The 25,215-nt window shown below is 68.5% G+C and carries 23 protein-coding genes; 17 read left to right on the top strand and 6 right to left on the bottom strand.

The window, feature by feature from the left end:
- Positions 1–58 precede the first annotated feature (58 nt).
- Positions 59–3,577, bottom strand: a complete 3,519-nt coding sequence (dnaE, locus tag AC0IYU_RS17115; protein ID WP_472119224.1) for a DNA polymerase III subunit alpha — start codon at positions 3,575–3,577, stop codon at positions 59–61.
- A 61-nt stretch (positions 3,578–3,638) separates the two neighbouring features.
- Here dnaE and AC0IYU_RS17110 point away from each other — a divergent pair, with 61 nt between their 5' ends.
- The 5 genes from AC0IYU_RS17110 (at position 3,639) to AC0IYU_RS17090 (ending at position 8,980) form a co-directional block, all read left to right on the top strand.
- Entirely contained in the window at positions 3,639–4,430 is a 792-nt protein-coding gene (locus AC0IYU_RS17110; RefSeq protein WP_472119222.1) for a sulfurtransferase, read from the top strand.
- Between the two features lie 13 nt (positions 4,431–4,443).
- Positions 4,444–5,166, top strand: coding sequence for a response regulator (locus tag AC0IYU_RS17105; RefSeq protein WP_472119219.1), 723 nt, complete (start codon positions 4,444–4,446; stop codon positions 5,164–5,166).
- Positions 5,111–6,721 carry a sensor histidine kinase gene (locus AC0IYU_RS17100; protein WP_472119216.1) on the top strand — a complete coding sequence of 537 codons (1,611 nt, stop codon included), beginning with the start codon at positions 5,111–5,113 and terminating at the stop codon, positions 6,719–6,721. Before AC0IYU_RS17105 ends, AC0IYU_RS17100 begins: the two co-directional genes overlap by 56 nt.
- Positions 6,722–6,876: 155 nt before the next feature.
- On the top strand, positions 6,877–7,407 hold the full coding sequence (locus AC0IYU_RS17095; RefSeq protein WP_472119213.1) for a tripartite tricarboxylate transporter TctB family protein: 531 nt from the start codon (positions 6,877–6,879) through the stop codon (positions 7,405–7,407).
- 4 nt (positions 7,408–7,411) lie between these two features.
- Entirely contained in the window at positions 7,412–8,980 is a 1,569-nt protein-coding gene (locus tag AC0IYU_RS17090) for a tripartite tricarboxylate transporter permease (protein ID WP_435483523.1), read from the top strand.
- 125 nt (positions 8,981–9,105) lie between these two features.
- Here AC0IYU_RS17090 and AC0IYU_RS17085 read toward each other — a convergent pair whose 3' ends face one another.
- The 4 genes from AC0IYU_RS17085 to AC0IYU_RS17070 form a co-directional block, all read right to left on the bottom strand.
- A complete protein-coding gene (locus AC0IYU_RS17085) occupies positions 9,106–10,029 on the bottom strand; it encodes a pirin family protein (RefSeq protein WP_472119210.1) in 924 nt (307 codons plus the stop codon).
- Positions 10,030–10,069: 40 nt separating this feature from the next.
- Positions 10,070–10,621 carry a flavodoxin family protein gene (locus AC0IYU_RS17080; RefSeq protein WP_472119207.1) on the bottom strand — a complete coding sequence of 184 codons (552 nt, stop codon included), beginning with the start codon at positions 10,619–10,621 and terminating at the stop codon, positions 10,070–10,072.
- Between the two features lie 133 nt (positions 10,622–10,754).
- Positions 10,755–11,165 carry a DoxX family protein gene (locus tag AC0IYU_RS17075; RefSeq protein WP_435483520.1) on the bottom strand — a complete coding sequence of 137 codons (411 nt, stop codon included), beginning with the start codon at positions 11,163–11,165 and terminating at the stop codon, positions 10,755–10,757.
- A gap of 78 nt (positions 11,166–11,243) precedes the next feature.
- Positions 11,244–11,945 carry a pirin family protein gene (locus AC0IYU_RS17070; RefSeq protein ID WP_472119204.1) on the bottom strand — a complete coding sequence of 234 codons (702 nt, stop codon included), beginning with the start codon at positions 11,943–11,945 and terminating at the stop codon, positions 11,244–11,246.
- Positions 11,946–12,108: 163 nt separating this feature from the next.
- Here AC0IYU_RS17070 and AC0IYU_RS17065 point away from each other — a divergent pair, with 163 nt between their 5' ends.
- The 5 genes from AC0IYU_RS17065 (at position 12,109) to AC0IYU_RS17045 (ending at position 17,323) form a co-directional block, all read left to right on the top strand.
- Positions 12,109–13,062 carry a LysR substrate-binding domain-containing protein gene (locus AC0IYU_RS17065; protein WP_472119201.1) on the top strand — a complete coding sequence of 318 codons (954 nt, stop codon included), beginning with the start codon at positions 12,109–12,111 and terminating at the stop codon, positions 13,060–13,062.
- A 119-nt stretch (positions 13,063–13,181) separates the two neighbouring features.
- Positions 13,182–14,273, top strand: a complete 1,092-nt coding sequence (locus tag AC0IYU_RS17060) for an NAD(P)/FAD-dependent oxidoreductase (RefSeq protein ID WP_472119199.1) — start codon at positions 13,182–13,184, stop codon at positions 14,271–14,273.
- A 7-nt stretch (positions 14,274–14,280) separates the two neighbouring features.
- Entirely contained in the window at positions 14,281–15,183 is a 903-nt protein-coding gene (gene gluQRS / locus AC0IYU_RS17055) for a tRNA glutamyl-Q(34) synthetase GluQRS (RefSeq protein WP_472119196.1), read from the top strand.
- A complete protein-coding gene (gene trmB / locus AC0IYU_RS17050) occupies positions 15,180–15,962 on the top strand; it encodes a tRNA (guanosine(46)-N7)-methyltransferase TrmB (RefSeq protein ID WP_472119193.1) in 783 nt (260 codons plus the stop codon). Before gluQRS ends, trmB begins: the two co-directional genes overlap by 4 nt.
- A gap of 176 nt (positions 15,963–16,138) precedes the next feature.
- Positions 16,139–17,323, top strand: a complete 1,185-nt coding sequence (locus AC0IYU_RS17045) for an ABC transporter substrate-binding protein (protein ID WP_472119191.1) — start codon at positions 16,139–16,141, stop codon at positions 17,321–17,323.
- A gap of 45 nt (positions 17,324–17,368) precedes the next feature.
- Here the strand turns inward: AC0IYU_RS17045 and AC0IYU_RS17040 are convergent, their stop codons facing one another.
- Entirely contained in the window at positions 17,369–18,091 is a 723-nt protein-coding gene (locus tag AC0IYU_RS17040) for a Crp/Fnr family transcriptional regulator (protein WP_472119188.1), read from the bottom strand.
- A 135-nt stretch (positions 18,092–18,226) separates the two neighbouring features.
- Between AC0IYU_RS17040 and AC0IYU_RS17035 the strand changes: the two genes are divergently transcribed.
- The 7 genes from AC0IYU_RS17035 (at position 18,227) to AC0IYU_RS17005 (ending at position 25,204) form a co-directional block, all read left to right on the top strand.
- On the top strand, positions 18,227–18,817 hold the full coding sequence (locus AC0IYU_RS17035; protein ID WP_472119186.1) for an HD domain-containing protein: 591 nt from the start codon (positions 18,227–18,229) through the stop codon (positions 18,815–18,817).
- A gap of 25 nt (positions 18,818–18,842) precedes the next feature.
- Positions 18,843–19,610, top strand: a complete 768-nt coding sequence (locus AC0IYU_RS17030; RefSeq protein ID WP_472119183.1) for a class II aldolase/adducin family protein — start codon at positions 18,843–18,845, stop codon at positions 19,608–19,610.
- A gap of 107 nt (positions 19,611–19,717) precedes the next feature.
- Complete coding sequence (locus tag AC0IYU_RS17025) at positions 19,718–20,644, top strand: LysR family transcriptional regulator (RefSeq protein ID WP_435483512.1); 927 nt, start codon at positions 19,718–19,720, stop codon at positions 20,642–20,644.
- A 77-nt stretch (positions 20,645–20,721) separates the two neighbouring features.
- On the top strand, positions 20,722–22,149 hold the full coding sequence (gene tcuA / locus AC0IYU_RS17020; protein ID WP_472119180.1) for an FAD-dependent tricarballylate dehydrogenase TcuA: 1,428 nt from the start codon (positions 20,722–20,724) through the stop codon (positions 22,147–22,149).
- On the top strand, positions 22,133–23,368 hold the full coding sequence (gene tcuB, locus AC0IYU_RS17015) for a tricarballylate utilization 4Fe-4S protein TcuB (protein WP_472119177.1): 1,236 nt from the start codon (positions 22,133–22,135) through the stop codon (positions 23,366–23,368). Before tcuA ends, tcuB begins: the two co-directional genes overlap by 17 nt.
- Positions 23,369–23,406: 38 nt before the next feature.
- Positions 23,407–24,195, top strand: coding sequence for a class II aldolase/adducin family protein (locus AC0IYU_RS17010; protein ID WP_472119173.1), 789 nt, complete (start codon positions 23,407–23,409; stop codon positions 24,193–24,195).
- A gap of 40 nt (positions 24,196–24,235) precedes the next feature.
- Positions 24,236–25,204 (top strand): tripartite tricarboxylate transporter substrate binding protein, encoded by a 969-nt coding sequence (locus tag AC0IYU_RS17005; protein WP_472119170.1) that lies wholly within the window; start codon positions 24,236–24,238, stop codon positions 25,202–25,204.
- Positions 25,205–25,215: the final 11 nt, after the last annotated feature.

Here is a 25,215-nt window from a genome sequence, read left to right as displayed (position 1 = left end):
AAAGGCAGGAAGGATCGTAGCGAGCCCTCGAAAGGGCCCACGTCGGCGAAGCCCTTGATCAGTCGTAGACGATCAGCGCCTTGCCTGCGTCCGCCTGCGCGGTCCAGCTGGCCAGCGCCGCGTCGGTGGGGAAGAACTTGGCGCGCTCGCCCAGCTGCAGTTCGACCTGTGCCCCGCCCCGCGCCATCGACAGGCGCACCGGCAGGCCCTGGATCAGGTCGCCCACTTCGGTCTGCTCCTTGCGCGGCGGAAAGTCCTTCAGCAGCCGCGCGATGTCGGGCGCCTTGCCGTTCACCGCCACGCGCAGGAACTTGCCGAAGCGGCAACGCGCCGTGGCCAGGTCCCACACCTGCTGCACCTGGAAGCGTGCCTCGAAGCCGCCGCGCGCGGGCTGCAGCTTGCCGCTGACGATGACCAGTTCGTCGTCCTTCAGCGTGTTGCGGTTGGCATTGATGAGCGCCTCGTCGGCGGTGGCGTCGATGGACTCCGACTTGTCGTCGAGCTTGAAGATCGCCAGCCGGCCGCGCTGGCCGTTGATCACCCGGAAGTCGCTCACGATGCCTGCGATCACCTGCTGGTCGCGGCTGTCGAGCAGGTCGCCGATCTCGCGCTTGCAGAAGCGCCGCACCTCGTGCGAGACCTCGTCGAACAGGTGGCCCGACAGGTAGAAGCCCACGGCCGTTTTTTCGAGCGTGAGCCGCTCCTTGACACCCCAGGGGGTGGCGTCGACCAGGTCGGGCTCGGCGTTGGCCGAGCCGTGTTCGGCGTCGCCGAAGATGTCGACCTGCGCCGCATTGGCCGCCGTGGCGTTGGCGAATTCGAAGGCGCGGTCGACCGAGGCGATCAGCGACGCGCGGTTCTGCTGGATGGCATCGAAGGCGCCGGCCTTGATGAGCGCCTCGACCGTGCGCTTGTTGATGCGCTGGCGGTCGATGCGCACGCAGAAGTCGAACAGGCTCTTGAACGGGCCGCCCTCCTCGCGCGCCCTCACCACGGCCTCGACCGCGAGCTGGCCCGAGCCCTTCACCGCGCCCAGGCCGTAGCGAATCACCTTGTCGGTGACCGGCTCGAAGCGGTAGTTGCCGCGGTTCACGTCCGGCGGCTCGAAGGTGATGCCGAAGTTCTTCTGTGCGTCTTCGAACAGCAGCTTGAGCTTGTCCGTGTCGTCCATTTCCACGGTCATGTTGGCGCAGAAGAATTCGGCCGTGTAGTGGACCTTGAGCCAGCCCGTGTGGTACGCCAGCAGCGAGTAGGCGGCGGCGTGCGACTTGTTGAAGCCGTAGCCCGCGAACTTCTCCATCAGGTCGAAGATTTCGTCGGCCTTGTCCTGCGGAATGCCGTGCGTGGAGAGCGCGCCCGCGCGGAATTTCTCGCGGTGCTCGGCCATCTCCTCGAGCTTCTTCTTGCCCATGGCGCGGCGCAGCAGGTCGGCGCCGCCGAGCGAGTAGCCGCCCAGGATCTGCGCGGTCTGCATCACCTGCTCCTGGTAGACCATGATCCCGTAGGTCTCCGACAGCATCTCGGCCACGGCCGGGTGCGGGTACTCCACGTCTTCGCGGCCGTGCTTGCGCGCCACGAAGCTGGGAATCAGGTCCATGGGACCGGGGCGGTACAGCGCGTTCAGCGCGATCAGGTCTTCCAGCCGTGTAGGCCGTGCGTCCTTCAGCATGCCCTGCATGCCGCGCGATTCGAACTGGAACACCGCCTCGGTCTTGCCTTCGGAGAACAGCCGGTAGGTGGCCGCGTCCTTCAGCGGGATGTTCTCGAACGCGAAATTCTCCTGGCCCTTGTGGCGCGCGACGATGAAGTCCTTGGCGATCTCCAGGATGGTGAGCGTGGCCAGCCCCAGGAAGTCGAACTTCACCAGGCCGATGGCCTCGACGTCGTCCTTGTCGTACTGGCTCACGGCCGAGTCGCTGCCGGGCTGCTGGTACAGCGGGCAGAAGTCGGTGAGCTTGCCCGGCGCGATGAGCACGCCCCCGGCGTGCATGCCGATGTTGCGGGTCATGCCTTCGAGCTTTTGCGCCAGCTCGACCAGCATGCGCACTTCTTCTTCCTTCTCGATGCGCTGCGCGAGCTGCGGCTCCATCTCGATGGCGTAGTTGTTCTTGTCGCCCTCGATCTTTTTCTCGGGCGGGTACTGCAGCGTGACCGACATGCCCGGCTTGTTCGGAATCAGCTTGCTGATGCCGTCGCAGAACATGTAGCTCATGTCCAGCACGCGGCCCACGTCGCGGATGGCCGCGCGCGCGGCCATGGTGCCGAAGGTGGCGATCTGGCTCACGGCATTGCGGCCGTACTTGTCCTTCACGTAGTCGATCACGCGGTCGCGGTTGCCCTGGCAGAAGTCGATGTCGAAGTCGGGCATCGAGACGCGTTCGGGGTTCAGGAAACGTTCGAACAGCAGCTTGTATTCGAGCGGGTCCAGGTCGGTGATCTTCAACGCGTAGGCCACCAGCGAGCCCGCGCCCGAGCCCCGGCCCGGGCCCACCGGGCAGCCGTTTTCCTTGGCCCACTTGATGAAGTCGCCCACGATCAGGAAGTAGCCCGGGAACCCCATGTTCAGGATGGTGTTGATCTCGAACTCGAGGCGTTCAACGTAGCGCGGACGTTCGGCGTCGCGCTTGGCTGCGTCGGGGTAGAGGTGCGCCAGGCGCACTTCGAGCCCCTCGAAAGACTCCTGGCGGAAGAAGTCGTCGATCGGCATGCGCACGCCCTCGGCGATGAAGGGCGTCGGAAAGTCCGGCAGCTGCGGCTTGCCGAGCACCAGCGTCAGGTTGCAGCGCTTGGCGATTTCCACCGTGTTGGCCAGCGCGCTCGGCACGTCGGCGAACAGCGCCTGCATCTCGGCGCTCGACTTGAAGTACTGCTCGTCGGTGAAGCGGCGCACGCGGCGCGGGTTGCCGAGAATTTCGCCTTCGGAAATGCACACGCGCGCCTCGTGCGCCTCGTAGTCTTCGCGGGCCGCGAACTGCACCGGGTGCGTGGCGACCACCGGCAGCTTCAGGCGGGCGGCGAGCTTCACGGCGGCAATCACGTGCGGCTCGTCCTCGGGGCGGCCGGCGCGCTGCAGCTCGATGTAGAAGCGGTGCGGGAACAGGCCGGCCAGCCGCAGGGCCAGTTCGGCCGCGCGCTCTTCCTGTCCCTGCAGCAGGGGCTGGCCGAGCGGGCCGGCTTGCGCGCCCGACAAGGCGATCAAGCCGCCCGAGAGTTCCTCGATCCATTCGAGCTTGCAGGCCGCCTGCGATTGGCCGCGGCTCACGTTCTGCGTCCAGGCCCGCGCGAGCAGCTCGGACAGGTTCAGGTAGCCCTCGGTGCTCTGCACCAGCAGCACGATGCGGGTGAGCGCGCCGGGCTCCTTGCCCAGCCCGTCGACGAACACTTCGGCGCCGATGACGGGCTTGACGCCCTTGCTGCGGCCCTGCTTGTAGAACTTGATCGCCCCGAACAGGTTGTTCAGGTCCGTGATGGCCAGCGCGGGCTGGTTGTCGGAGGCGGCGGCCTTGATGGCTTCGTCGATCCGGTTGGTGCCGTCGACGACGGAAAACTCGGTGTGCAGGCGCAGGTGAACAAACATCGGTCCATTGTAGAAACCACCGCCCCACGATGTGGGTTGACGATCCCTACAATCGCCCCCCGTGCAAGAGATTTTGAATATCGCGGCCTACAAATTCGTAGGCATAGACGACAGCCCCGTGCTGCGTGAAGACCTGCGCGCCCGCGCCCAGGCCCTGGACCTCATGGGCACCATCCTGCTGGCGCCCGAGGGAATCAACCTGTTCCTGGCCGGCACCGCCGACGGCGTTCGGGCTTTTCTGGCCCATTTGCGCGCCGATGCGCGCTTTGCCGACCTGGAAGCCAAGGAAAGCTGGTCGCAGGCCCAGCCCTTTCGCCGCATGCTGGTGAAGCTCAAGCGCGAGATCATCCGCATGGACCACCCCGCCATCCAGCCCTCGGCCGGCCGCGCGCCCGGCGTGGACGCGCCGACGCTCAAGCGCTGGCTCGACCAGGGCCATGACGACGAAGGCCGTGAAATTGCGCTGCTCGACACGCGCAACGACTTCGAGGTCGACGAGGGCAGCTTCGACGGCGCGATCGACTGGCGCATCACCAAGTTCACCGAATTCCCGCCCGCGCTCAAGGCGCACCGCGCCGACTTCGCGGGCAAGACGGTGGTGAGCTTCTGCACCGGCGGCATCCGCTGCGAGAAGGCGGCGATCCTGATGCGCGAAGAAGGCGTGGAGCATGTGCTGCAGCTCGAAGGCGGCATCCTGAAATATTTCGAACAGGTGGGCGGTGCGCACTACCACGGCGACTGCTTCGTGTTCGACGGCCGGCGCGCGTTGTCGCCCGACCTGAGTGCGCGCGCGGCCGACGCCAGCGCGCGCGCGTCGGAAGACGTCGACCTGAATCTCGGCCTCAAGAAGTAACCGGCAGCCTCCCATGCGCATCCTCCTGGTGGAAGACGAACTGGACATGGCCTCGTGGCTGATCCGGGCGCTGACCCAGAGCGGCTTCGTCGCCGACCACGCGCCCGACGCGCGCACGGCCGAGGCCTTCATGGCCGGCACCGAGTACGACGCCATCGTGCTCGACCTGCGCCTGCCCGACAAGCACGGCCTGAGCGTGCTGGCCGACATGCGCAATGCCGACGACCGCACGCCGGTGCTGATCCTCACCGCGCAGGGCGCCCTGCAGGACCGGGTGCGCGGCCTGAACCTGGGCGCCGACGATTTCCTGACCAAGCCTTTCGAGCTGGTCGAGCTCGAGGCGCGCCTCGCGGCGCTGGTGCGGCGCAGCCGCGGCAAGCAGCACCCGCGCCTGCAATGCGCCTCGCTCTCGTACGACAGCGAAAGCCACGCCTTCACCTTGCGCGGCACGCTGCTGTCGCTCACGCCGCGCGAGCAGGCCGCGCTCACCGCGCTGCTGATGCGCAGCGGCTCGCCGGTGGGCAAGCCGCAGCTGTTCGCCAAGGTGTTCACCAACGACAGCACCGCGGGGCCCGACGCCATCGAGGTGGTGCTGCACCGGCTGCGGCGCAAGCTGGCCGACAGCGACGTGCGCATCGTCACCGTGCGCGGCCTGGGCTACATGCTCGAGAGCATTGCCGATGGATCCTCAGCCCCCCGTGCGCCCCTCGCTTCCGACCTCGCCGACACCGACTGAGCCCCAGCGCTTCGGCATCCGCGCGCGCCTGCTCGCGCTGCTGCTGCCGGGCATGGTCGCGCTGCTGGCGCTGGACAGCTGGAACGACTACCACGCGCTGACCGACTCGCTGGTGGTCGCCTACGACCAGAGCCTGCTCGAACCCGTGCAGGCGCTGGCCAACGGCATCGTGGTGGCCAGCGACGGCAGCGTGCGCGTGCAGGAGCCCTTCTCGATCCAGGCGATGTTCGAGTCGACGCACCTGCGCTACAAGTACCTGCATGTCGGGGTGCAGCGCATTCCCAAGGGCGAGACGCTGGACGTGAACTCGCCCGAGACCACGCTCATGGGGGTGCCGGGCCTGCCCCGCCCACCCGAACACATGCAGCAGCGCCCGCCCGACGGCACGCCGGTGTTCTACGACGCGGTGCACGAACAGCACCCGGTGCGCGTGGCCGCGCTGCGCCAGACGGTGTACGACCACGTGCACCCGGGCGTGTCGTACAGCGTGCTCGTGCAGGCGGCCGAGGGCACCGGCCCGCGCACCGACGCGCAGGCCGAATCGCTGCGCCAGGAGCTGCTGCGCGACACGCGCATGGTGCTGGTGATGGCGCTGCTGGTGTGGCTGGGCGTGGCCTGGACGCTGCGCCCGCTGGACCGCCTGCGCCGCTCGCTGCGCGAGCGCCCGCGCGACGACCTGAAGCCGCTCGATGCCAGCGGCGTGCCGCAGGAAGTGGCACCGCTGGTGGACGCGGTGAACCACCACATCGCGAGCCACCGGCGCATGGTGGCCGAGCAGTCGCAGTTCCTGGCCGATGCCTCGCACCAGTTGCGCACGCCGCTGAGCATCCTGTCGATCCAGGCCGGCTACGCGGTGCGCGAGACCGACCCGGCACGCATGCGCGAGTCGCTGCACGCCATCGTGGCGCAGCTGTCGCGCACGCGCCGCCTGAGCGAGCAGCTGCTGGCGCTGGCCCATGCCACCACCGAGGACGACGTCGCGCCGGCCGGGCTGCCCGTGGTCGACCTGAACGCCATTGCGCGCGGCGTGGTGCTGCAATACCTGCCGCTGGCGCGCGAGAACGACCAGGACCTGGGCTGGGTCGACGCGCGCGGCGACAGCGCCGCCCAACACATCGCCGCCCCTGACGACGACTCCGACGGCACCGACGAGGCAGACGACGCGAACGACACGCCCGTGCTGCCCGTGGCGGCCAACGCCGCCGAACTGCACGAGGTGCTGGCCAACCTCGTGCACAACGCCATCAAGTACACGCCACGCGGCGGCAACATCACGGTGACCGTGCGGCGGGAAGCCTCCCACGCATTGGCGGAGGTGTGCGACAGCGGCCCGGGCATTCCGCCCGAGCGGCGCGACAGCGTGTTCGAACGCTTCCATCGCGATGCGTCCGTGGGCGCGGGTGCCGCGCACGGCGCGGGCCTGGGCCTGACCATTGCGCGCAGCTATGCGAGGCGCAACGGCGGCGAGATCGAACTCGACAGCGCGGACATGCCCGAGAGCGCAACGGGCGGCGGACTGCGCGCCATTCTTCGGCTGCCGCTGCACGCCTTCTGACGGGCCCGCGAAGGCCGTTTTTGCAAGGGTTTCACCGGATACGACGGTACGTGATTACACGTATTTTGAGGGTCGGCGAGGCGTTTGAGACTTCTCCGAAAGGGGATTGAAAGCCTCGATTCCTAGACTGCGCTCCTTCCCAACGAAGGAGACTTATGCAGCACCCGCTCGGTGAAAATCCGGCCTCGCACGCGCTTCGGCCCACATCGAAATTCAAGAAAGACTACTACGGCGGCGCCCTGCTGATCGTCATTGGCCTGGCCGCCGTCTATGCCGGCGTCGGGTACCGCGTGGGCGAGCTCGCGCACATGGGACCGGGCTTCTTCCCGGTCGCGCTGGGCGCGCTGCTGGCGCTCACGGGCCTGCTGATCGCCGTCTCGGCGCGCGGCGACAAGCCCACTGCCGGCGCCAGCGAAGAGGCCGCCTCGCACGGTCACCCGGGCGGCATGCCCGACATTCGCGGCGGCGTCTGCATCATCCTGGGCATCCTCGCGTTCCTGCTGTTCGGCGAGTACGGCGGCCTGCTGCCGGCGACCTTCGCCATCGTGTTCATCTCGGCGCTCGGCGACCGCGACAACACGCTGACCGAGGCCTTGCTGCTCTCCCTCGCGATGTGCTTCATCGCGGTCGTCGTCTTCTGGTGGGCGCTCAAGCTGCAGCTCCCCCTGTTCCAGTGGGGAGGCTGAAATCATGATCGGTCAATCGCTACACGACCTGTGGTTCGGCTTCGGCGTGGCCTTCCAGGGCTCGAACCTGATGTGGTCCTTCTTCGGTGTGCTGGTGGGCAACCTGATCGGCGTGCTGCCGGGCATGGGCGCGCTGCAGGCCATCTCGATCCTGCTGCCGCTCACCTACGTCATGCACCCGGTGCCCGCCATCCTGATGCTGGCCGGCATCTTCTACGGCTCGCAGTACGGCGGTGCCATCGGCGCCATCCTGATGAACATGCCTTCGCACCCGCCGCATGCGGTCACCTGTCTCGACGGGTACCCCATGACCAAGCAGGGCAAGGGAGGCGTCGCGCTCGGGGTGACGATGATCGCCTCGTTCTTCGCGGCGTCGGTCGGCATCATCGTGATGATCTTCGCCTCGCCGCTGCTGGTGCAGATCGCCTTCAAGTTCGGCCCCACCGAGATCTTCTCGATCATGATGCTGGGTCTGCTGGCAGGCTCCACCATGTCGCGCGGCTCCCCGCTCAAGGGCGTGGCAATGACCCTCTTCGGCCTGCTGTGCGGCGTGGTCGGCACCGACGTGAACAGCGGCAGCTTCCGCTTCGCGTTCGGACTGCCTGAACTCAGCGACGGCCTGGAGCTGGTGGCGATCTCGATGGGCCTGTTCGGCGTGGCCGACTTCCTGCTCAACGTGAACCGCATGAAGGCCATCGGCGACACCGGCACGCTCAAGCTGAGCGACATGCGCCCGAGCAAGGAAGAGCTCAAGCGCGCCTTCCCCGCGATGATCCGCGGCACCATCGTCGGCACCGTGTTCGGCGCCATGCCCGGCACAGGCCCGACCATCACCACCTTCATCGCCTACGCGCTGGAGCGCAAGGTGTCGAAGACGCCGAACAAGTTCGGCACCGGCATGATCGAAGGCGTGGCCGGCCCGGAGGCCTCGGCCCACTCCAAGACGCAGGTCGACTTCATTCCGACGATGAGCCTGGGCATTCCGGGCGACGCGGTGATGGCGCTGATCCTGGGTGCGCTGCTGATCCAGGGCATCCAGCCCGGCCCGCAGCTCATCACCGAGCATCCGGACATCTTCTGGGGCCTGATCGCCTCGTTCTGGATCGGCAACGTGATCCTGGTGGTGCTGAACGTGCCGCTGATCGGCGTATGGGTGAAGCTGCTGAAGGTGCCCTACAAGTACCTGTTCCCGGCTGCGATGTTCTTCATTGCGACCGGCGTGTACAGCACGCAGAACAGCCTGTTCCAGATCTGGGAAGTGCTGGTGTTCGGCATCGTCGGCGCCTTGCTGATGTCGCTGGAGTTCTCGGTCGCGCCCATCCTGCTGGGCTTCGTGCTCGGGCCGATGGTGGAAGAGAACTTCCGCCGCGCGCTGCTGCTCTCGCGCGGCGACATGTCGGTGTTCGTGACGCGCCCGATCAGCGGCACCTTCATCGGCCTGTGCGTGCTGCTGCTGGCCGGCGTGGGCTTCTCGGCCTGGCGTGCCCGCGGTGGGCGCAATGCGGTGATCGAATTGCCGAAGGCCCCGTCGGGTGCGTCGCCCTCCGAAACCGTGGCGATCGGCAACGAGTAATCCGCTCACCCCGCGTGGTGCTCTTCGCGCCACGCAAAAACAAAAGGGCCCGATGCGTCGGGCCCTTTTTTCGTCTGCGCAAACCGCGCGGTGTCAGACCGGGGTCACACCGGGTCCTACCGGACTTACACCGGCGTGGTGCCCGTGTCCGGCTCGCGCACGCCGAAGGGCTTGCCCGGCAGCGGAATGAATTCGGTCTCTCCGGGCACATGGCCCATGCGCTGGGCTGCCCAGTCGGCACCCGCTTCGAGGATGCGCTCGCGCCGGCTGGAGACGAAGTTCCAGGTGATGTAGCGCGGGCCGTCGAGCGGCTCGCCGCCGATGACCATCAGCCGCGCCGCAGTGCTCGACGTGAGCACCGCGCCCTGCCCGTCGGACAGCACGGCCATCGTGTGCGCGGGAACCGGCTCGCCGTCGACGGCAATGTCGGCATCGACCGCGTACACGGCCAGCTCGGGCGCCAGCGCAGGCAATTCGAAGCGCCCGCCCGCGGGCAGCGCGATGTCGAGGTACACGGTGTGCGAGAGCGTCTTCACCGGCGAGCGCGCGCCGAAGGCCTCGCCCACCAGCACGCGCACGTCCGCGCCCTGCGCCACCAGTTCGGGAATCGCCTCGGCCGGCGTGTGCTCGAAACTGGGCTCGGCTTCCTCATGCGCCTGCGGCAACGCGGCCCACAGCTGCAGGCCGTGGTTGACGTAGGTGTCGGCCTTCAGGCGCTCGGGCTTGCGCTCGGAGTGCACGATGCCGCGCCCGGCGGTCATCCAGTTGATGGCCCCGGGCAAGATTTCCTGCACGCTGCCCAGGCTGTCGCGATGCATCATCGCGCCCTTGAAGAGATAGGTGACCGTGGACAGACCGATGTGCGGATGCGGCCGCACGTCGTGCTCGCTGCCCGGCTGCTCGGTGGCCGGGCCGAAATGGTCGAAGAACACGAAGGGGCCGACCGAGCGGCGCTGCGCCGCGGGCAGCAGGCGCCGCACCTTGAAGCCACCACCCAGGTCCTTGTCGTGCGGTGTGAGCAGCTGGGGGTCTTGGGTGGCGTCGGTCATCGTGTTCTCCGTGAGGGCTGGGTATGGACTGGTTGTCGAATTACCCGCGTGATGTTGCCACTGCGGCAATGCGCTCGCCGAACGCGCGGGCGGTGTCGAGGTCGCCCTTGGGAATCTCGGCCGAACTCGCATCCGACGGCGACTGCGTCAGCAGGCCGCCGTAGCCGCCCACGTAGTTCATCGAGTCGCGCGTGGCCGCCTTGTTGTTGGTCGGCAGGATGCCCATGCTGACCCAGATGCCGCTGTGCTGCATCGCCAGCGTCCACAGGTAGCTCATGGTGGTGACCTTGTCGCCGTTCATCGTCGCGCTGTTGGTGAAGCCCGCGAAGAGCTTGTCCTTCCAGCCCTGCGTGTACCAGACCTTGGACGACGCATCGGCAAACTTCTTGAACTGCCAGCTCACGCCGCCCATGTAGGTGGGCGAGCCGAAGACGATCATGTCGGCGGCGGCCAAGGTTTCCCAGCCGCCTTCGGGCAGGTTGCCGTCGGCGTCGATGGCGAGCAGCTGCGCACCGGCACTGTCCGCCACGGCCTGCGCCACGCGTTGGGTATGGCCGTAGCCGGAATGGAAGACGACGACGATGTTTGCCATGGTGAGAGCTCCTGAAGGGATGTGGGGGGTTTTTCGCGCAACACCGAGGAACCGGCCTTGCCGGGCCTGCGGTGTTGCCCCCGGCGAGAGGGGATTAGAAGCGACACGCAGTGCGCGACGCCTGGGGGAGAGCTTAGTTTCTATCGATGCTGAAGCGGCCCGGGCCGAAGGCTGCGAAGGACAGCAGGCCGCCGGCGATGGCCATGTTCTTGAAGAACTGGATATTTTGCGTCGCGTCGGCCCAGAACTTGTGGAAGAACAGTGCGGTGGCCACCGTGAAGATCGCCATGATCAGCGCCGTCCAGCGCGTCTTGAAGCCGACCAGCAGCGCGATGCCCAGGCCCAGTTCCACAATGATCGCGATCGCTGCGGCAACTTCGGGCAGCGGCAAGCCCGCTACCTTGGTGATGTAGCCGACGGTGCCCGCGAAGCCCATCAGCTTGCCGAAGCCGGCAGGGATGAACAGCGTGGCGATCAGGATGCGGCCGACGAGCGCCAGTGTGTCCTGGGCTGCAGCAAGGGGGTGGTTGGTGGTAGTTGCCATGGTTGAAAACTCCTCGGTTGTTGAAATGTGAAAGGGAACAGAAAAAAGCCGTGTGCGCGAGGCACCCGGCAGGGGAAATCAGGCGGCCAGGTCGAACACCAGCACTTCGGCGTCCTTGCCCGCGCCCAGTGCCAGTTGCGACTCGCCTTCGAGCATCGCGGCGTCGCCGCCCACGAGCTTCTGGCCGTTCACTTCGAGCTCGCCGCGCACCAGGTGCACGTAGCTCTTGCGCGCCGGGTCGAGCGCCAGGCTGGCCTTTTCTTCGCCGTCGAGCAGGCCGGCGTACAGGCGGGCGTCGGCATGCACCGTCACCGAGCCGTCGCTGCCGTCGGGCGAGGCGACCAGGCGCAGCTTGCCGCGCTTCTCGGCGTCGCTGAACGCCTTCTGCTCGTAGCCCGGGGTAATGCCGTGCACGTTCGGCTGGATCCAGATCTGCAGGAAGTGCGTGGTCTCGTCCTTCTTGTGATTGAACTCGCTGTGCATCACGCCGCGGCCCGCGCTCATGCGCTGCACGTCGCCGGGCGGAATGGACTCGATGTTCCCCATGCTGTCCTTGTGCGCCAGTTCGCCCGACAACACGTAGCTGATGATTTCCATGTCCTTGTGGCCGTGGGTGCCGAAACCGGCGCCCGCCGCCACGCGGTCTTCGTTGATCACCCGCAGGTTGCCGAAGCCCATGTGGGCCGGGTCGTAGTAGCCGGCGAAGGAAAAGCTGTGGAACGAGCGCAGCCAGCCATGGTCGGCATAACCGCGTTCCTGTGATTTACGGACTTGCAACATCGTGAACTCCTTGGCGGCCCTGCCCCAATGGGGGCTGTCCGGGCCTTCTTTGCATGCCGCGCCGGATGCGCAGCGGATGTGAAGAACTTTAGGCCCGCACCCCCTTCGAAAAGACGCCGCGGTTTGATGGCACCATTCAAATAATTTGATCAATGGAGCCGCCATGCCCAGCCCCCGAGATGTGCTGACCCCCGACGCCCTGTCGATGCTGCAGACCGTGGCCGCCACCGGCAGCTTTGCCGCGGCCGCCCGCGCGCTCGACCTGGTGCCCAGTGCGCTGAGCTACCGGGTGCGCCAGATCGAGGACGCGCTCGACGTGCTGCTGTTCGACCGCAGCGCCCGCCAGGCCAAGGTGACCGAGGCCGGCGCCGAGTTGCTGCGCGAGGCCGAGCGCCTGCTGAGCGACATCGACGCGGTGGCCAATCGCGTGAAGCGTGTGGCCACCGGCTGGGAGCCGATGCTGACCATCGCGGTCGACAGCGTGATCGCGCGCGACCCGCTGCTCGACCTGGCCACCGCCTTCTTCGCGCTGGAGCCGCCCACGCGGCTCAAGCTGCGCGACGAGACGCTGCTGGGCACCATCGAGGCACTGACCAGCGGCGAGGCCGACCTGGCCATCGGCGCGGTGATCGACGCGGCGAGCCTGACCTTCACCGCCACCGGCATCCGCAGCCGGCTGATCGGCGAGCTGCGCTTCGTCTACGCCGTGGCGCCGCACCATCCGCTGGCGCGCCTGCCGCAGCCGCTGAGCGACGCCGTGCTGCGCCAGCACCGCGCAGTGGCGGCCGCCGACTCGGCCCGCCATGGAACGCCGATGACGGTCAACCTCATGGGCGGGCAGGACGTGCTCACGGTGCCCAGCATGCAGGCCAAGATCGCGGCGCAATTGCATGGGCTGGGCGGCGGCTTTCTTCCCGAGCCGATGGCGCGGCCCTACATCGAGGCCGGCCACCTGGTCGAGCTGAAGACCGAGCGCAAGGCGCCGCTGGGCACCATGCATTGCGCATGGCGGGTGCGCAGCGCGGGCAAGCCGGGGCGCGCGCTCGAATGGTGGCTCGCGCAGTTCGAGCACGAAGGCACGCGGCGTGCGTTGCTGGAGCGGCACCGGGGTCGATAAGGATGACGCAGATTCCGCGCGGCCGCGCTAAGGGTGTGCCCTCAGGCGAAGCCCCTGCCGGACCGATGTAGAGTGCGGACACATCCAACCGCATTCCCTCCAGAAGAAAAGAGTCTTTCATGACCACTCGCGCCAAAGCACAGTCGGCAAAGCCGGCCGACCGCCACCGAACCCCAGCCACCCCGCGCCACTACGCCGTCGTCGGCGCCGGCATCGCCGGGGTGGCCTGCGCCCGCACGCTGGTGCAAGCCGGCCACAGGGTCACGCTGTTCGAACGCGACGCCACGGCCGGCGGGCGCATGGCGAGCATCGACACGGCCTTCGGCCGCTTCGACAGCGGCGCGCAGTACTTCACCGTGCGCGATCCGCGCTTTGCACTGGCGCTGGAGACCGCGCCCGGTGTGTGCAAGCGATGGAGCGCCAACCTGGTGCGCGTGCTCGACGCCCACGGCCGCGTGGCCGAGGCCGCCCTGCCCTCGCTCGAACCGCATTGGGTGGCCCAGCCCGGCATGCACGCGCTGGTGGCCCATTGGGCCAAGCCGCTGGGCGACAGCCTGGTCACCGGCACGCAGGTCACGCAGATCGAGCCCGATGCGCTCGACCCCAAGCGCTGGCAGCTGCGCACCGCGGGCGCGGAAGACTCCCAGCACGTGTACTCCGGCTTCGACGCCGTCCTGCTGGCCGTGCCGCCGTCGCGCGCCCGCGCGCTGCTGGGCGACGGCAAGCTCTCGGCCACGCTGAGCCGCAAAGTGGAGCCGGTGCGCATCGCTCCCTGCTGGACGCTGATGGTCGCCTACCCCCAGGCCAACCAGCCCACCATGTCGCACCTCGGCCCGCAATGGAATGCGGCGCGCAGCACCCACCACCGCGTGGCGTGGCTGGCGCGCGAATCGTCCAAGCCCGGCCGCGAACGCATCGAGCGCTGGACGCTGCAGGCTAGCGCCGCCTGGTCGCAGGAGCACCTGCGCGACGACGCACCGCGCGTCGAGGCCAAGTTGCTGCGCGCCTTTGCCGAGATCACCGGCATCCATGCCACGCCCTCGCATGCCCAGGCGGTGTGCTGGAACGAAGCGCAGACGCAGGTGCCGGTGGGCACCACCCACCTGTGGGATGCCAAGGCACGCATCGGCGTGGCCGGTGACTGGTGCACGGGCCACCGCGTGGAAGACGCGTTCCTTTCGGGCCTGTCGCTGGCACTTGCAGTGATCTGATGGCGGAATGGGGGAGACCGGCCGCTTCGCGCCCTCGCCCACCGGGCCGCTGCATGCGGGCTCGCTGGTGGCTGCGCTTGCGAGCTGGCTCGACGTGCGCGCCCGCGGCCCGCAGGCGCGCTGGCTGATTCGCATCGAGGACGCCGACACCGAGCGCTGCCTGCCCGGCATGGGCGAGCACATCCTCCAGCAACTGGCCGCCTGCGGCCTGCTGCCCGACGAAGCCCCCGTGTGGCAGACGCAGCGCACCGCGCGCTACGAGGCCGCACTGGCCACCTTGCAGGCGCGTGGCCTGGCCTACCCCTGCGGTTGCTCGCGCAAGGACATCGGCGAGGCGCTGGCCAGGCTCGGCCAGACACCTGAACGGCACGGCGAGCGTGTTTACCCCGGCACCTGCCGCGACGGCCTGCACGGCAAGCCCGCGCGCGCCTGGCGCTTTGCCGCTTTCAAGCTGGACGCCGGCGTGTGCTGGACCGACCGCCGCCTGGGCCCGCAGCAGCAGGACGTGGGCTGCGAGGTCGGCGACTTCGTGCTGTGGCGCGCCGACGGGCCCTGGGCCTATCAGCTCGCCGTGGTGGTCGACGACGCCGAGCAGGGCGTGAGCGACGTGGTCCGCGGCGAAGACCTGGCCGACAACACGGCGCGCCAGGTGCTGCTGCAGCGCGCGCTCGGTTTCCCCACACCCGGCTACCTGCACACGCCGCTGGTGCGCGGCGCCGACGGCGACAAGCTGTCCAAGCAGAACGGCGCCACGTCGATCGACACCGGCTCGCCGCAAGCCGCGCTGGCCGCGCTCGACCGCGCCGCGCAGGTGCTGGGGCTGTCCCCCGCCACGTCCACCGATTGCGCCGCCGCATTGGCCGCCTGGGTGCCCGAATGGCGCGCTCTCTACAATTCGCGGCCCTCATGAACATTCCCGACACCGTGCCCCACGACCTCCCGCCCAGCGACGATGCGCCCGCCTCCGAAGACGGTGACAGCGGCGACAGCAGCCGCGACGTGTCCAAGCCGCACCCGCTGCACCGCCGCCTCAAGAGCTTCGTGAAGCGCGCCGGGCGCACCACCGACGGCCAGGCGCGCGCCTTCGCCGAGCTGGGCCCGCTGTTTTTGCTGCCCTACCAGGCCGAGCCGCTCGACCTCGCGGCAGCCTTCGGCGGGTGCGACGCACCGACGGTGCTGGAGATCGGCTTCGGCATGGGCGAGGCCACCGCGCACATCGCCACGGTGCTGCCCGAAACCAACTTCCTGTGCTGCGAGGTGCACGAGCCCGGCGTGGGTGCGCTGCTCAAGCGCATCGGCGAGCAGTCGATCCCGAACATCCGCATCTGCGCGCACGATGCGGTCGACGTGCTCGACCACATGCTGCAGCCCGGCACGCTGGCCGGCGTGCACATCTTCTTTCCCGACCCGTGGCACAAGAAGCGCCACAACAAGCGCCGCCTGGTCCAGCCCGAATTCGTGACCAAGCTCGCGCAGCACCTGCGCCCCGGCGGCTACATCCACTGCGCCACCGACTGGCAGCCCTACGCCGAGCAGATGCTCGAGGTGCTGGCCGCCGAGCCGCTGCTGCGCAACACGGCCGAGGCCTACGCGCCCAAGCCCGCGTACCGCCCGCTCACCAAGTTCGAGAATCGCGGCATCAAGCTGGGCCACGGCGTGTGGGACCTGGTGTTCGAGCGCGCCGCCTGAGCGGGCGCCGGCCGGGGGCGGGCGCGCAAGGCGCCAAAGGGCCGAAGGGCCAAAGGGCCGCAACCTTTGAAGCCGGGCCGCCCGGCCCGGTGATTTGCGCGATCTACGCGTCCTCCGCCTTCCCCCTTGGCCCTGAAATTGCTACACTTTTTTACTACTGTTAAAGAAAGTGTCCAATGAACGCATCGCGCAGGGAATGGCTGGCCAAGGCATATGGTGCGACGCTGTTGGCCAGCGGCGTCGGCGGCATGGCGGGCCCCGTCATGGCGCAGACCACCCGCGCCGCGGCAGGTGGCGCAGGCGGTGCCCCGCGCGTGGTGCTGCTGGGCCAATCGGTGCCGCTCACCGGCGGGGCCAGCGAAATCGGCAGCGCCTTCGCCGCCGGCAGCCGCCTTGCAGTGACCGACTTCAATGAACGCAACGCAGCCAGCGGCCTCCAGCTGAAACTGCTGCAGCTCGACGACGGCTACGACGCCGCCCGCGCCACCGCCAACGCGCGCACCCTGCTCGGCGCGAACAAGGCCGACATGCTGTTCGGCTTCGTCGGCACGGCCAGCAGCGAGGCCGGCGCGAATGTCGCCACGCAGCAAGGCAGCCTGCTGTTCGCGCCCTTCGCGGCCGCCGACAACCTGCGCGGCACCGACCATCCCAACGTGTTCCATGTGCGCCCCGGCATGATCGACGAGGCTCTCAAGATCGTGCGCCAGTGCGCCACCGTGGGGCAGACGCGCGTGGCGCTGGTGGGCGACGACGACGCCATGGGCCGCGCCGGCCTCGCGGCGGTCGAGCAGGCCATCGCCGAGCTGAAGCTGCCCGCGCTGGTCGCCACCGCGCTGGTGCCGCCCAACGGCGACAAGCTCGGCGCCGCGCTGAAAGGCGTGCAGCAGAAGTCGCCGCAGGCCATCGTGCTGGTGTCGCTGTCGGGCACCACGGCCAACGCCATCCGCACGCTGCGCAAGAGCGGCTACACGGGCAACTTCATGGCCTTCTCGATCGTCGGCATCGACCCGCTCTACGCCACGCTGGGCAAGGACATCGGCGGCATCGTCATCTCGCAGGTGGTGCCCTCGCCGCGGCCCTCGGCCATTCCGATCGTCAAGGAATACCTCGCGGCCGTGGACACCTCCGACCAGACCGCGTCGTACGAAGGGCTCGAGGGCTTCATCGCGGCCAAGGCGGCCGGCGAAGCGGTGCGCCGCGCGGGCCGCGGCTTCAACACCGCGACCCTGCAACGCACCATGACCGGCATGACCGACTACGACGTGGGCGGCTTTCGCATCAACCTGCGTCCGGGCCTGCGCGACAACGTGCGCCGCATCGACCTGATCAGCATCTCGGCCGACGGGCGCATCCTGCGCTGAGCTGCGCACGGGCCGATGCCCGTGCGTGCCTCCCTGCAACGGGCATCAGCCGGTGCTCACCAGCGCCTGCAGCGCATCGAGCGACAGCAGTTCGATGCGCCCGTAGCCCAGCGCGATCACGCCCTCGCCGGCCAGCGCATTGAGTTCCTTCGACAGCGTTTGACGCGTCACGCCGAGCATCATCGCCAGCGCCTCCTGCGACAGCATCACCACATGGCGAAGGTGCACCGACTGCGTGGCGTCGCCGCGCGCCAGCACCAGCAGCCGGTGCGCCACCCGTGCGCGCAGGCTGCGCAGGGTGGCGTCTTCCGTCAGGCCGTAGAGCATGCGCACGCGCGCCGCCAGCAGCGCGACCATGGCATTGGAAAAGACCACGTCGCGCATCTGCCGCGCGAAGGCCTCGGGCGGCACCACCAGCAGGTCGAGCGCCTCGAGCGCGGTGGCATCGTGGGTGCGGGGCGACCCGTCGATCAGCGTGATCTCGCCGAACCAGATGCCCGGCTCCAGCATCGCGAGGATGGCCTCGCGCCCGTCCTGGCGCAGCGACGAAATCTTGATGGTGCCGGCCACCAGCCCGTAGAAGCCGCCGCCCGCCGCCTCGATCGAGTCGCCCTGGCGGAACACCATCGCGCCGCGGCGCACATGGATGAGCTCGGCCGCGCCCACCAGCGCGTCGCGCTGCGCGCGCGGCATGCTGGTGAACCACGGGTTGCGTTCCAGCGCCGCGCGATGCGGGGCGGAAAGGCGTGGCTTGGTGGTGGGAGGCATCTGTCCGCAAGGGTGGGCCGTCCCCCTGGGGACAGGGGTTTACGAGCACCTTGCATTGTCAAATTTTTGACAGTTGGGCGTCAAGCCGGGGTCTAAAGTGGCCGGCACCCCACGAACAGAAAACGGAGCCCCCCGATGAATGCACGCGCAAGTTTCAGGAGCATGCAGGAGAGCACGCGCGAAGACTGGCAATTGATCGGCGGCGAGTTCATGCAGTTCACCGGCGGCCTGCCCGCGCGCGTGATCAAGCACCTGCAGATCCTCGAAGGCGACTACGGCGGCTTTCCGGTCGACCGCTACACCCACTCGCTGCAGACCGCCACGCGCGCGCTGCGCGACGGCCGCGACGAGGAGTACGTGGTGTGCGCGCTGCTGCACGACATCGGCGACACGCTGGGCAGCTTCAACCACCCCGACATCGCTGCCGCCATCCTCAAGCCCTTCGTGAGCGAAGCCAACCTGTGGATGGTGCAGCACCATGGCATCTTCCAGGGCCACTACTTCTTTCACCACATCGGCCTGAACCGCGACATGCGCGACAGCTTCAAGGACCATCCGCACTACGAGCGCACGGCCGAGTTCTGCGCGCTCTACGACAACCCCGCCTTCGACCCGCAGGCCGAGACCCTGCCCATCGGCGAGTTCGAGCCGATGCTGCGCCGCGTGATGGCGCAGCCCAGGCAAAGCATCTACAAGGCCGCGCTCACCGAGCCTGCGGCCGCCTGAGACTCTTCCCAAGGACACACACCCCATGAACGCCTTCTCCCAACCCGAAATCCAGAAGCTGGTCTCCGCCGAGGAGTGGCAGCTTCGCATCGACCTCGCCGCCTGCTACCGCCTGGTGGCGCTGTACGGCTGGAGCGACCTGGTGTTCACGCACATCAGCGCGCGCGTGCCCGGCCCCGAGCACCACTTCCTGATCAACCCCTACGGCCTGATGTTCGACGAGATCACCGCGTCCAGCCTGGTCAAGGTCGACCAGCAGTGCAACAAGGTGATCGACTCGCCCTACCCGGTGAACCCGGCGGGCTTCGTCATCCACAGCGCGGTGCATGCCGCGCGCGAAGACATCCAGTGCGTGCTGCACACCCACACCAAGGCCGGCATCGCGGTGAGCGCGCAGAAGAACGGCGTGCTGCCCATCAGCCAGCAGTCGACCTTCGTGCTGGCCTCGCTGGCGTACCACGACTACGAAGGCGTGGCCTTCCGCGACGACGAGAAGCCGCGCCTGCAGGCCGACATGGGCCACGCCAACTTCCTCATGCTGCGCAACCACGGCCTGCTGACCTGCGGCAAGACCATTGCCGATGCGTTCCTGTCGATGTACACCTTCGAGAACACCTGCCAGATCCAGATCGCGGCGCAGTCCGGCGGCAGCGAGCTCACGCACGTGAACCCGAAGATCGTCGAGGGCGTGGGCCAGGCGATGAAGGTGCAGACCGGCGGGCTCGGCGGCAGCTTCGTGTGGCCTTCGCTGATTCGCAAGCTCGACCGGGTGGACGACAGCTACAAGCAGTAAGACGACACGGCGTTTCCGGTTTCCACGGCTGCCAGCGCCTGCGCGACGGGTGCCGGCGGCCATTTTTTTGTCCGTGTCTCCTGGCGGGTGTGCGCGATGATGCGCGCATGGAACTGAGACAACTGCGCTACTTCGTCAAGGTCTGCGAACTCCGCAGCATGGGGCGCGCCGCGCTCGAACTCGGCGTGGTCACCTCCGCGCTGAGCCAGCAGGTCAGCCGGCTCGAGGGCGAGCTGTCGACGCGGCTCTTGCAACGCAGCTCGACCGGCGTCACGCCCACCGACGCGGGCCTGGCTTTTCTGCACCAGGCGCAGCTCACGCTGCGCCATGCCGACGATGCGGTGCGCGCGGCGCAGCAAGCCCGCCTGTCGGGCCACGTGAGCGTGGGCCTGGCCCCCACCACCGCCACCGTGCTGGGCGTGCCCCTGATGCGGGCCATGCAGGAGCGCTACCCCGAGGTGCGGCTGCACATGGTCGAGGCACTGTCGGGCCACCTCACGCAAATGCTGCAGTCGCGCCAGCTCGACCTGGCCGTGCTGTTCCAGACCGACACGCCGCGGCGCTGGAGCGTCACGCCGCTGCTGGACGAAAAGCTTTTCGTGGTCGCGTCGCCGACGCTGGCGCAACGGCCCACGGGCGCCAAGGTGCGCCTGGCACAGCTGGCCGATGTGCCGTTGATCCTGCCGAGCGGCAGCCACGGCCTGCGCGCCACGCTCACGGCGGCCTTTGCGCGGGCGCGGGTCACGCCGAACATCGTGGCCGAGGTCGACGGCCTCGCGCTGCTGATGGACGCGGTGCGCGCCGGCTACGGTGCCACCGTGCAGCCCGGCGCCGCCACGGCCCGGCACGACCGCGACGACCTGGAGCTCACGCAGATCGGCGACGCCCACGTCGGCCGCCGCAACCTGCTCGTGAGCCTGTCGGACGACGAGCTTTCGCCCGCCGCGCTGGCCGCACGCGTGGTGGTCGCGGACACCGCCCGCGCCCTGGTGCGCGAGGGCCGCTGGACCGGCGCCAGTCTTCACAAGAACTGAACACCCGTTGCCCCAACCGGCCTTTCGCGTGAAGGCCCCGTTGCCTAAAGTCTCCTGCATTCCAAGGAGACCCACGAGTGATAGACGTACTGGTTGTCGGTGGCGGCAATGCTGCGCTGTGCGCCGCGCTGATGGCGCGCGAGGCCGGCGCTTCGGTGTTGCTGCTCGAAGCTTCGCCCAAGGCATGGCGCGGCGGCAATTCGCAGCACACCCGCAACCTGCGCTGCATGCACGACGCGCCGCAGGACGTGCTGGTCGAGGCCTACCCTGAAGAGGAGTACTGGCAGGACCTGCTGAAGGTGACCGGTGGCCTCACCGACGAGCACCTGGCGCGCCTGGTGATCCGCGCCTCGTCGAACTGCCGCGACTGGATGCGCAGCCACGGCGTGCACTTCCAGCCGCCGCTGTCGGGCGCGCTGCACGTGGCGCGCACCAACGCCTTCTTCATGGGCGGGGGCAAGGCGCTGGTGAACGCGTATTTCCGCAGCGCCGAACGGCTGGGCGTGCAGATCCGCTACGACACGCCCGTGGCCTCGGTGGCGCTCGACGGCGACCGCTTCGTGGCGGTGTGCACCGACGCCGGCGAACGCATCGAAGCCAAAAGCTGCGTGCTGGCCGCCGGCGGTTTCGAGTCGAACCGCGAATGGCTGCGCGAAGCCTGGGGCCAGAACGAGCGCGGCGAATGGCCGGCCGACAACTTCCTGATTCGCGGCACGCGCTTCAACCAGGGCGTGCTGCTGAAGTACATGATCGCCGCCGGCGCCGACAGCATCGGCGACCCGTCGCAGGGCCACATGGTGGCCATCGACGCGCGCGCACCGCTGTACGACGGCGGCATCTGCACGCGCATCGACTGCGTGTCGCTCGGCGTGGTGGTCAACCGGGAGGCCGAGCGCTTCTACGACGAAGGCGAAGACTTCTGGCCCAAGCGCTATGCGATCTGGGGACGCCTGGTGGCGCAGCAGCCGGGGCAGATTGCGTGGTCGGTCATCGACCAGAAGGCGGTCGGGCGCTTCATGCCGCCGGTGTTCACCGGCACGCAGGCGAACACGCTGGGCGAACTCGCGCAGAAGATCGGCCTGGACGAAGCCACCTTCGTGCGCACCGTGCAGGACTACAACGCCGCCTGCCGCGTCGGCCGCTTCGACCACACCGCGCTGGACGACTGCCACACCGAAGGCCTCGCCCCCGCCAAGACGCACTGGGCGCGCCCGCTCGACACCGCGCCTTTCTACGCCTACCCCGTGCGCCCCGGCATCACCTTCACCTACCTTGGCCTGAAGGTCGACGAGACGGCGGCCGTGCGCTTCGGCGGCCGGCCCAGCCCCAACCTGTTCGTGGCCGGCGAAATGATGGCCGGCAACGTGCTGGGCAAGGGCTACACGGCGGGCGTCGGCATGAGCATCGGCACGGCCTTCGGCCGCATCGCCGGCACGCAGGCAGCGAAAGCCGCCAGGACCCTTTCGACAAATTCCCCGGAGACCGCCCTTGCAGCAGCTCACTGATCTCGTCGCACGCGCCCGTGCGGATGCCGACGGCATCGGCAGCGCCCCGCCGCCGCCGCGCGTGATCCCGATCCAGCCCGCCCTGCCGCTCACGGCCAGCGAAGGCGAGGTCGCCCGCATCCTGCAGATCTGCAACGCCTGCCGCTACTGCGAAGGCTTCTGCGCCGTGTTCCCCGCGATGACGCGGCGGCTCGAATTCGGCAAGGCCGACACGCACTACCTGGCCAACCTGTGCCACAACTGCGGCTCCTGCCTGCATGCCTGCCAGTACGCGCCGCCGCACGAGTTCGCGGTGAACGTGCCACAGGCGATGGCGCAGGTGCGCATGCAGACGTACCACGACTACGCCTGGCCGCCCGTGATGGGCGCGCTGTACAAGAAGGCCGGCCTCACCGTCGCGCTGGCCCTGGCGGGCGGGCTGGCGCTGTTCCTCGTGCTGGCCGTGGCCATGTCGGGTTCGCTGCTGCACGCGCCGCTGGCGGGCAACTTCTACGCGATCTTTCCGCACAACTTCCTCGCGCTGCTGTTCGGTACGGTGTCGCTGTTCGTGGTGCTCGCGCTGGCGATGGGCGTGCGGCGCTTCTGGCGCGAGGTGTCGCCCGCAAACGACCCGGGCAATGCGCCCGCCATGCCCGGCGTGCGCGGCCCCGCGAGCACCGAAGCGGTGAGCGACGTGCTGCGCCTCAAGTACCTGGGAGGCGGCCACGGCGAAGGCTGCAACAACGAGGACGACCGCTTCACGCTGTGGCGCCGGCGCATGCACCACTTCACCTTCTACGGCTTCATGCTGTGCTTCGCCTCGACCTGCGTGGCGACGCTGTACCACTACCTGTTCGGCCTGCACGCGCCCTATGCGCTCACCAGCCTGCCGGTGCTGCTGGGCACGGCGGGCGGCATCGGCCTCGTGGTCGGTCCCGTCGGCCTGCTGTGGCTCAACCTGCGGCGCAACGCCGCGCACGGCGACGTGGCGCAGCGGCCCATGGACCGCGGCTTCATCGCCCTGCTGCTGCTCACCAGCCTCACCGGCCTGGCGCTGCTCGCATGGCGCGACACGCAGTTCATGGCGCTGCTGCTGGCAGTGCACCTGGGCGTGGTGATGGCGCTCTTTCTCACGCTGCCCTACGGCAAGTTCGCGCACGGCATGTTCCGCTCGGCGGCGCTGCTGAAGTCCGCGATCGAGAAGCGCCTGCCCAGCCGCCTGCAGCTGGGCGCCGACTGAACACAAGACCGAATCCTGCAATCGAAAGGACCCCCGCGATGACGAACCCTGGCGTGCTCCAGATCCCTTCCATGAAAGACCGCTGCTCCGAAGCCGAGTGGCAGGCCCGCATCGACCTGGCTGCGTGCTACCGGCTGGTCGACCTGTTCGGCATGTCGGACATGATGGCCAACCACATCTCCTCTCACGTGCCCGGCGAGCACGGCGCCTTCCTCATCAACCCCTACGGAATGATGTACGAGGAGATCACCGCGTCCAGCCTCATCAAGGTCGACGCCGATGGCCGCATCCTCTCGTCGCCCGACTTCGGCGATCTGAACTACGGCATCAACAAGGCCGGCTACGTGATCCACAGCGCGGTGCATGCGGCGCGCCCCGACGTGGCCTGCGTGATCCACACGCACAGCTGGGCCTCGATGGCGGTGTCCTCGCTCGAATGCGGCCTGCTGCCGCTCACGCAGACGGCCATGCGCTTCCTGAAGATCGGCTACCACGACTACCAGGGCGTGGTGCTCAACACCGAAGAGCAGGCCTCGCTGCTCGCCGACCTCGGCCAGGGCGAGGCCGTGATCTTCCGCAACCACGGCGCGCTCGTGGTGGGCCGCAGCGTGGGCGAGGCCTTCAACTGGATGCACCGGCTCGAGCTGGCCTGCCGCGCGCAGATCGGCGCGATGTCGTGCAACACACCGCTCAAGGCCGTACCGCAAGAGGTGCTCGAGGAAACCTGGAACAACTACCAGCCCGGCACCCGCCGCCCCTACGGCCTCATGGAATGGCCCGCGCTGCTGCGCAAGCTCGACCGCATGGACCCGAGCTTCCGCGACTGATGCCCAAGCGCACACCGAAGAACCAAAGAGACAACGCCCCATGAAGAGAAGATTCCTCCCCGCCGTGCTGACGGCGCTTGCAGCCGCCTTCGCGCTGCCCGCGCTCGCGCAGCAGAAATTCCCGCAGAAACCGGTCACGCTCGTCGTGCCGTTCGCGCCCGGCGGCAACCTCGACGTCGTCGCGCGCACGTTGGCACCGGCGTTGGGCCAGATCCTCGGCCAGTCGGTGATCGTGGACAACCGCGCGGGTGCCGGCGGCGCCATCGGGGCGTCGTACGTGGCGCGTGCGCAGCCCGACGGCTACACGCTCCTGGTCAGCACGCCCAACGCGCTCGTCGTGCTGCCGCTGATGACGAAGACGACCTACGCGCTCGACAACTTCGCCCCCATCGGCCTGGCCGCCACCACGCCGCTGGTGATCGCGGTGCGCGGACAAGGCCCGTACAAGGACATCGACGCCGTGCTCTCGGCCGCGCGCAGCAAGCCGGGCCAGGTCACGGCCGGCCATGCGGGCCCGGGCACCACCAACCACATCGCGCTGCTGCAGCTCGAACAGGCCGGCAAGCTGAGCCTGAACACCGTGCCGTACAAGGGCTCCGCCCCGGCGCTGACAGACCTCCTGGGCGGCCAGATCGACCTCGTGGTGGACCAGCTCACGAGTTCTGCCGCGCACATCCAGTCGGGCATGCTGCGCGCGGTGGCCGTGATGTCCAAGGACCGCGACCCCGCCTTGCCGAACGTGCCCACGCTGCGCGAGGCCGGCCTGAAGGATTTCGACGCCACGACCGCGACCGGCCTGCTCGCGCCCGCTGGCACGCCACCGGACGTCATCCACACGCTCAACGCCGCGCTGCGCAAGGCGCTGGCCGACGAGACCGTGAAGCGCCGCTTGATCTCCGTCGGCAGCCCCGGCCAGGCCTCGTCGCCCGACGAATGGCTCGCAACGCTGAAGAAGGAAGACGCCAGCGCGCACGTGCTCGCGAAGACCGGCAAGCTCAAGATCGACTGAGGGAGCACGCG

Source organism: Variovorax sp. AC103 (assembly GCF_979254005.1).
Note: the sequence above shows the minus strand (reverse complement) of the source record. Positions and strands in the feature narration are given on the sequence as shown.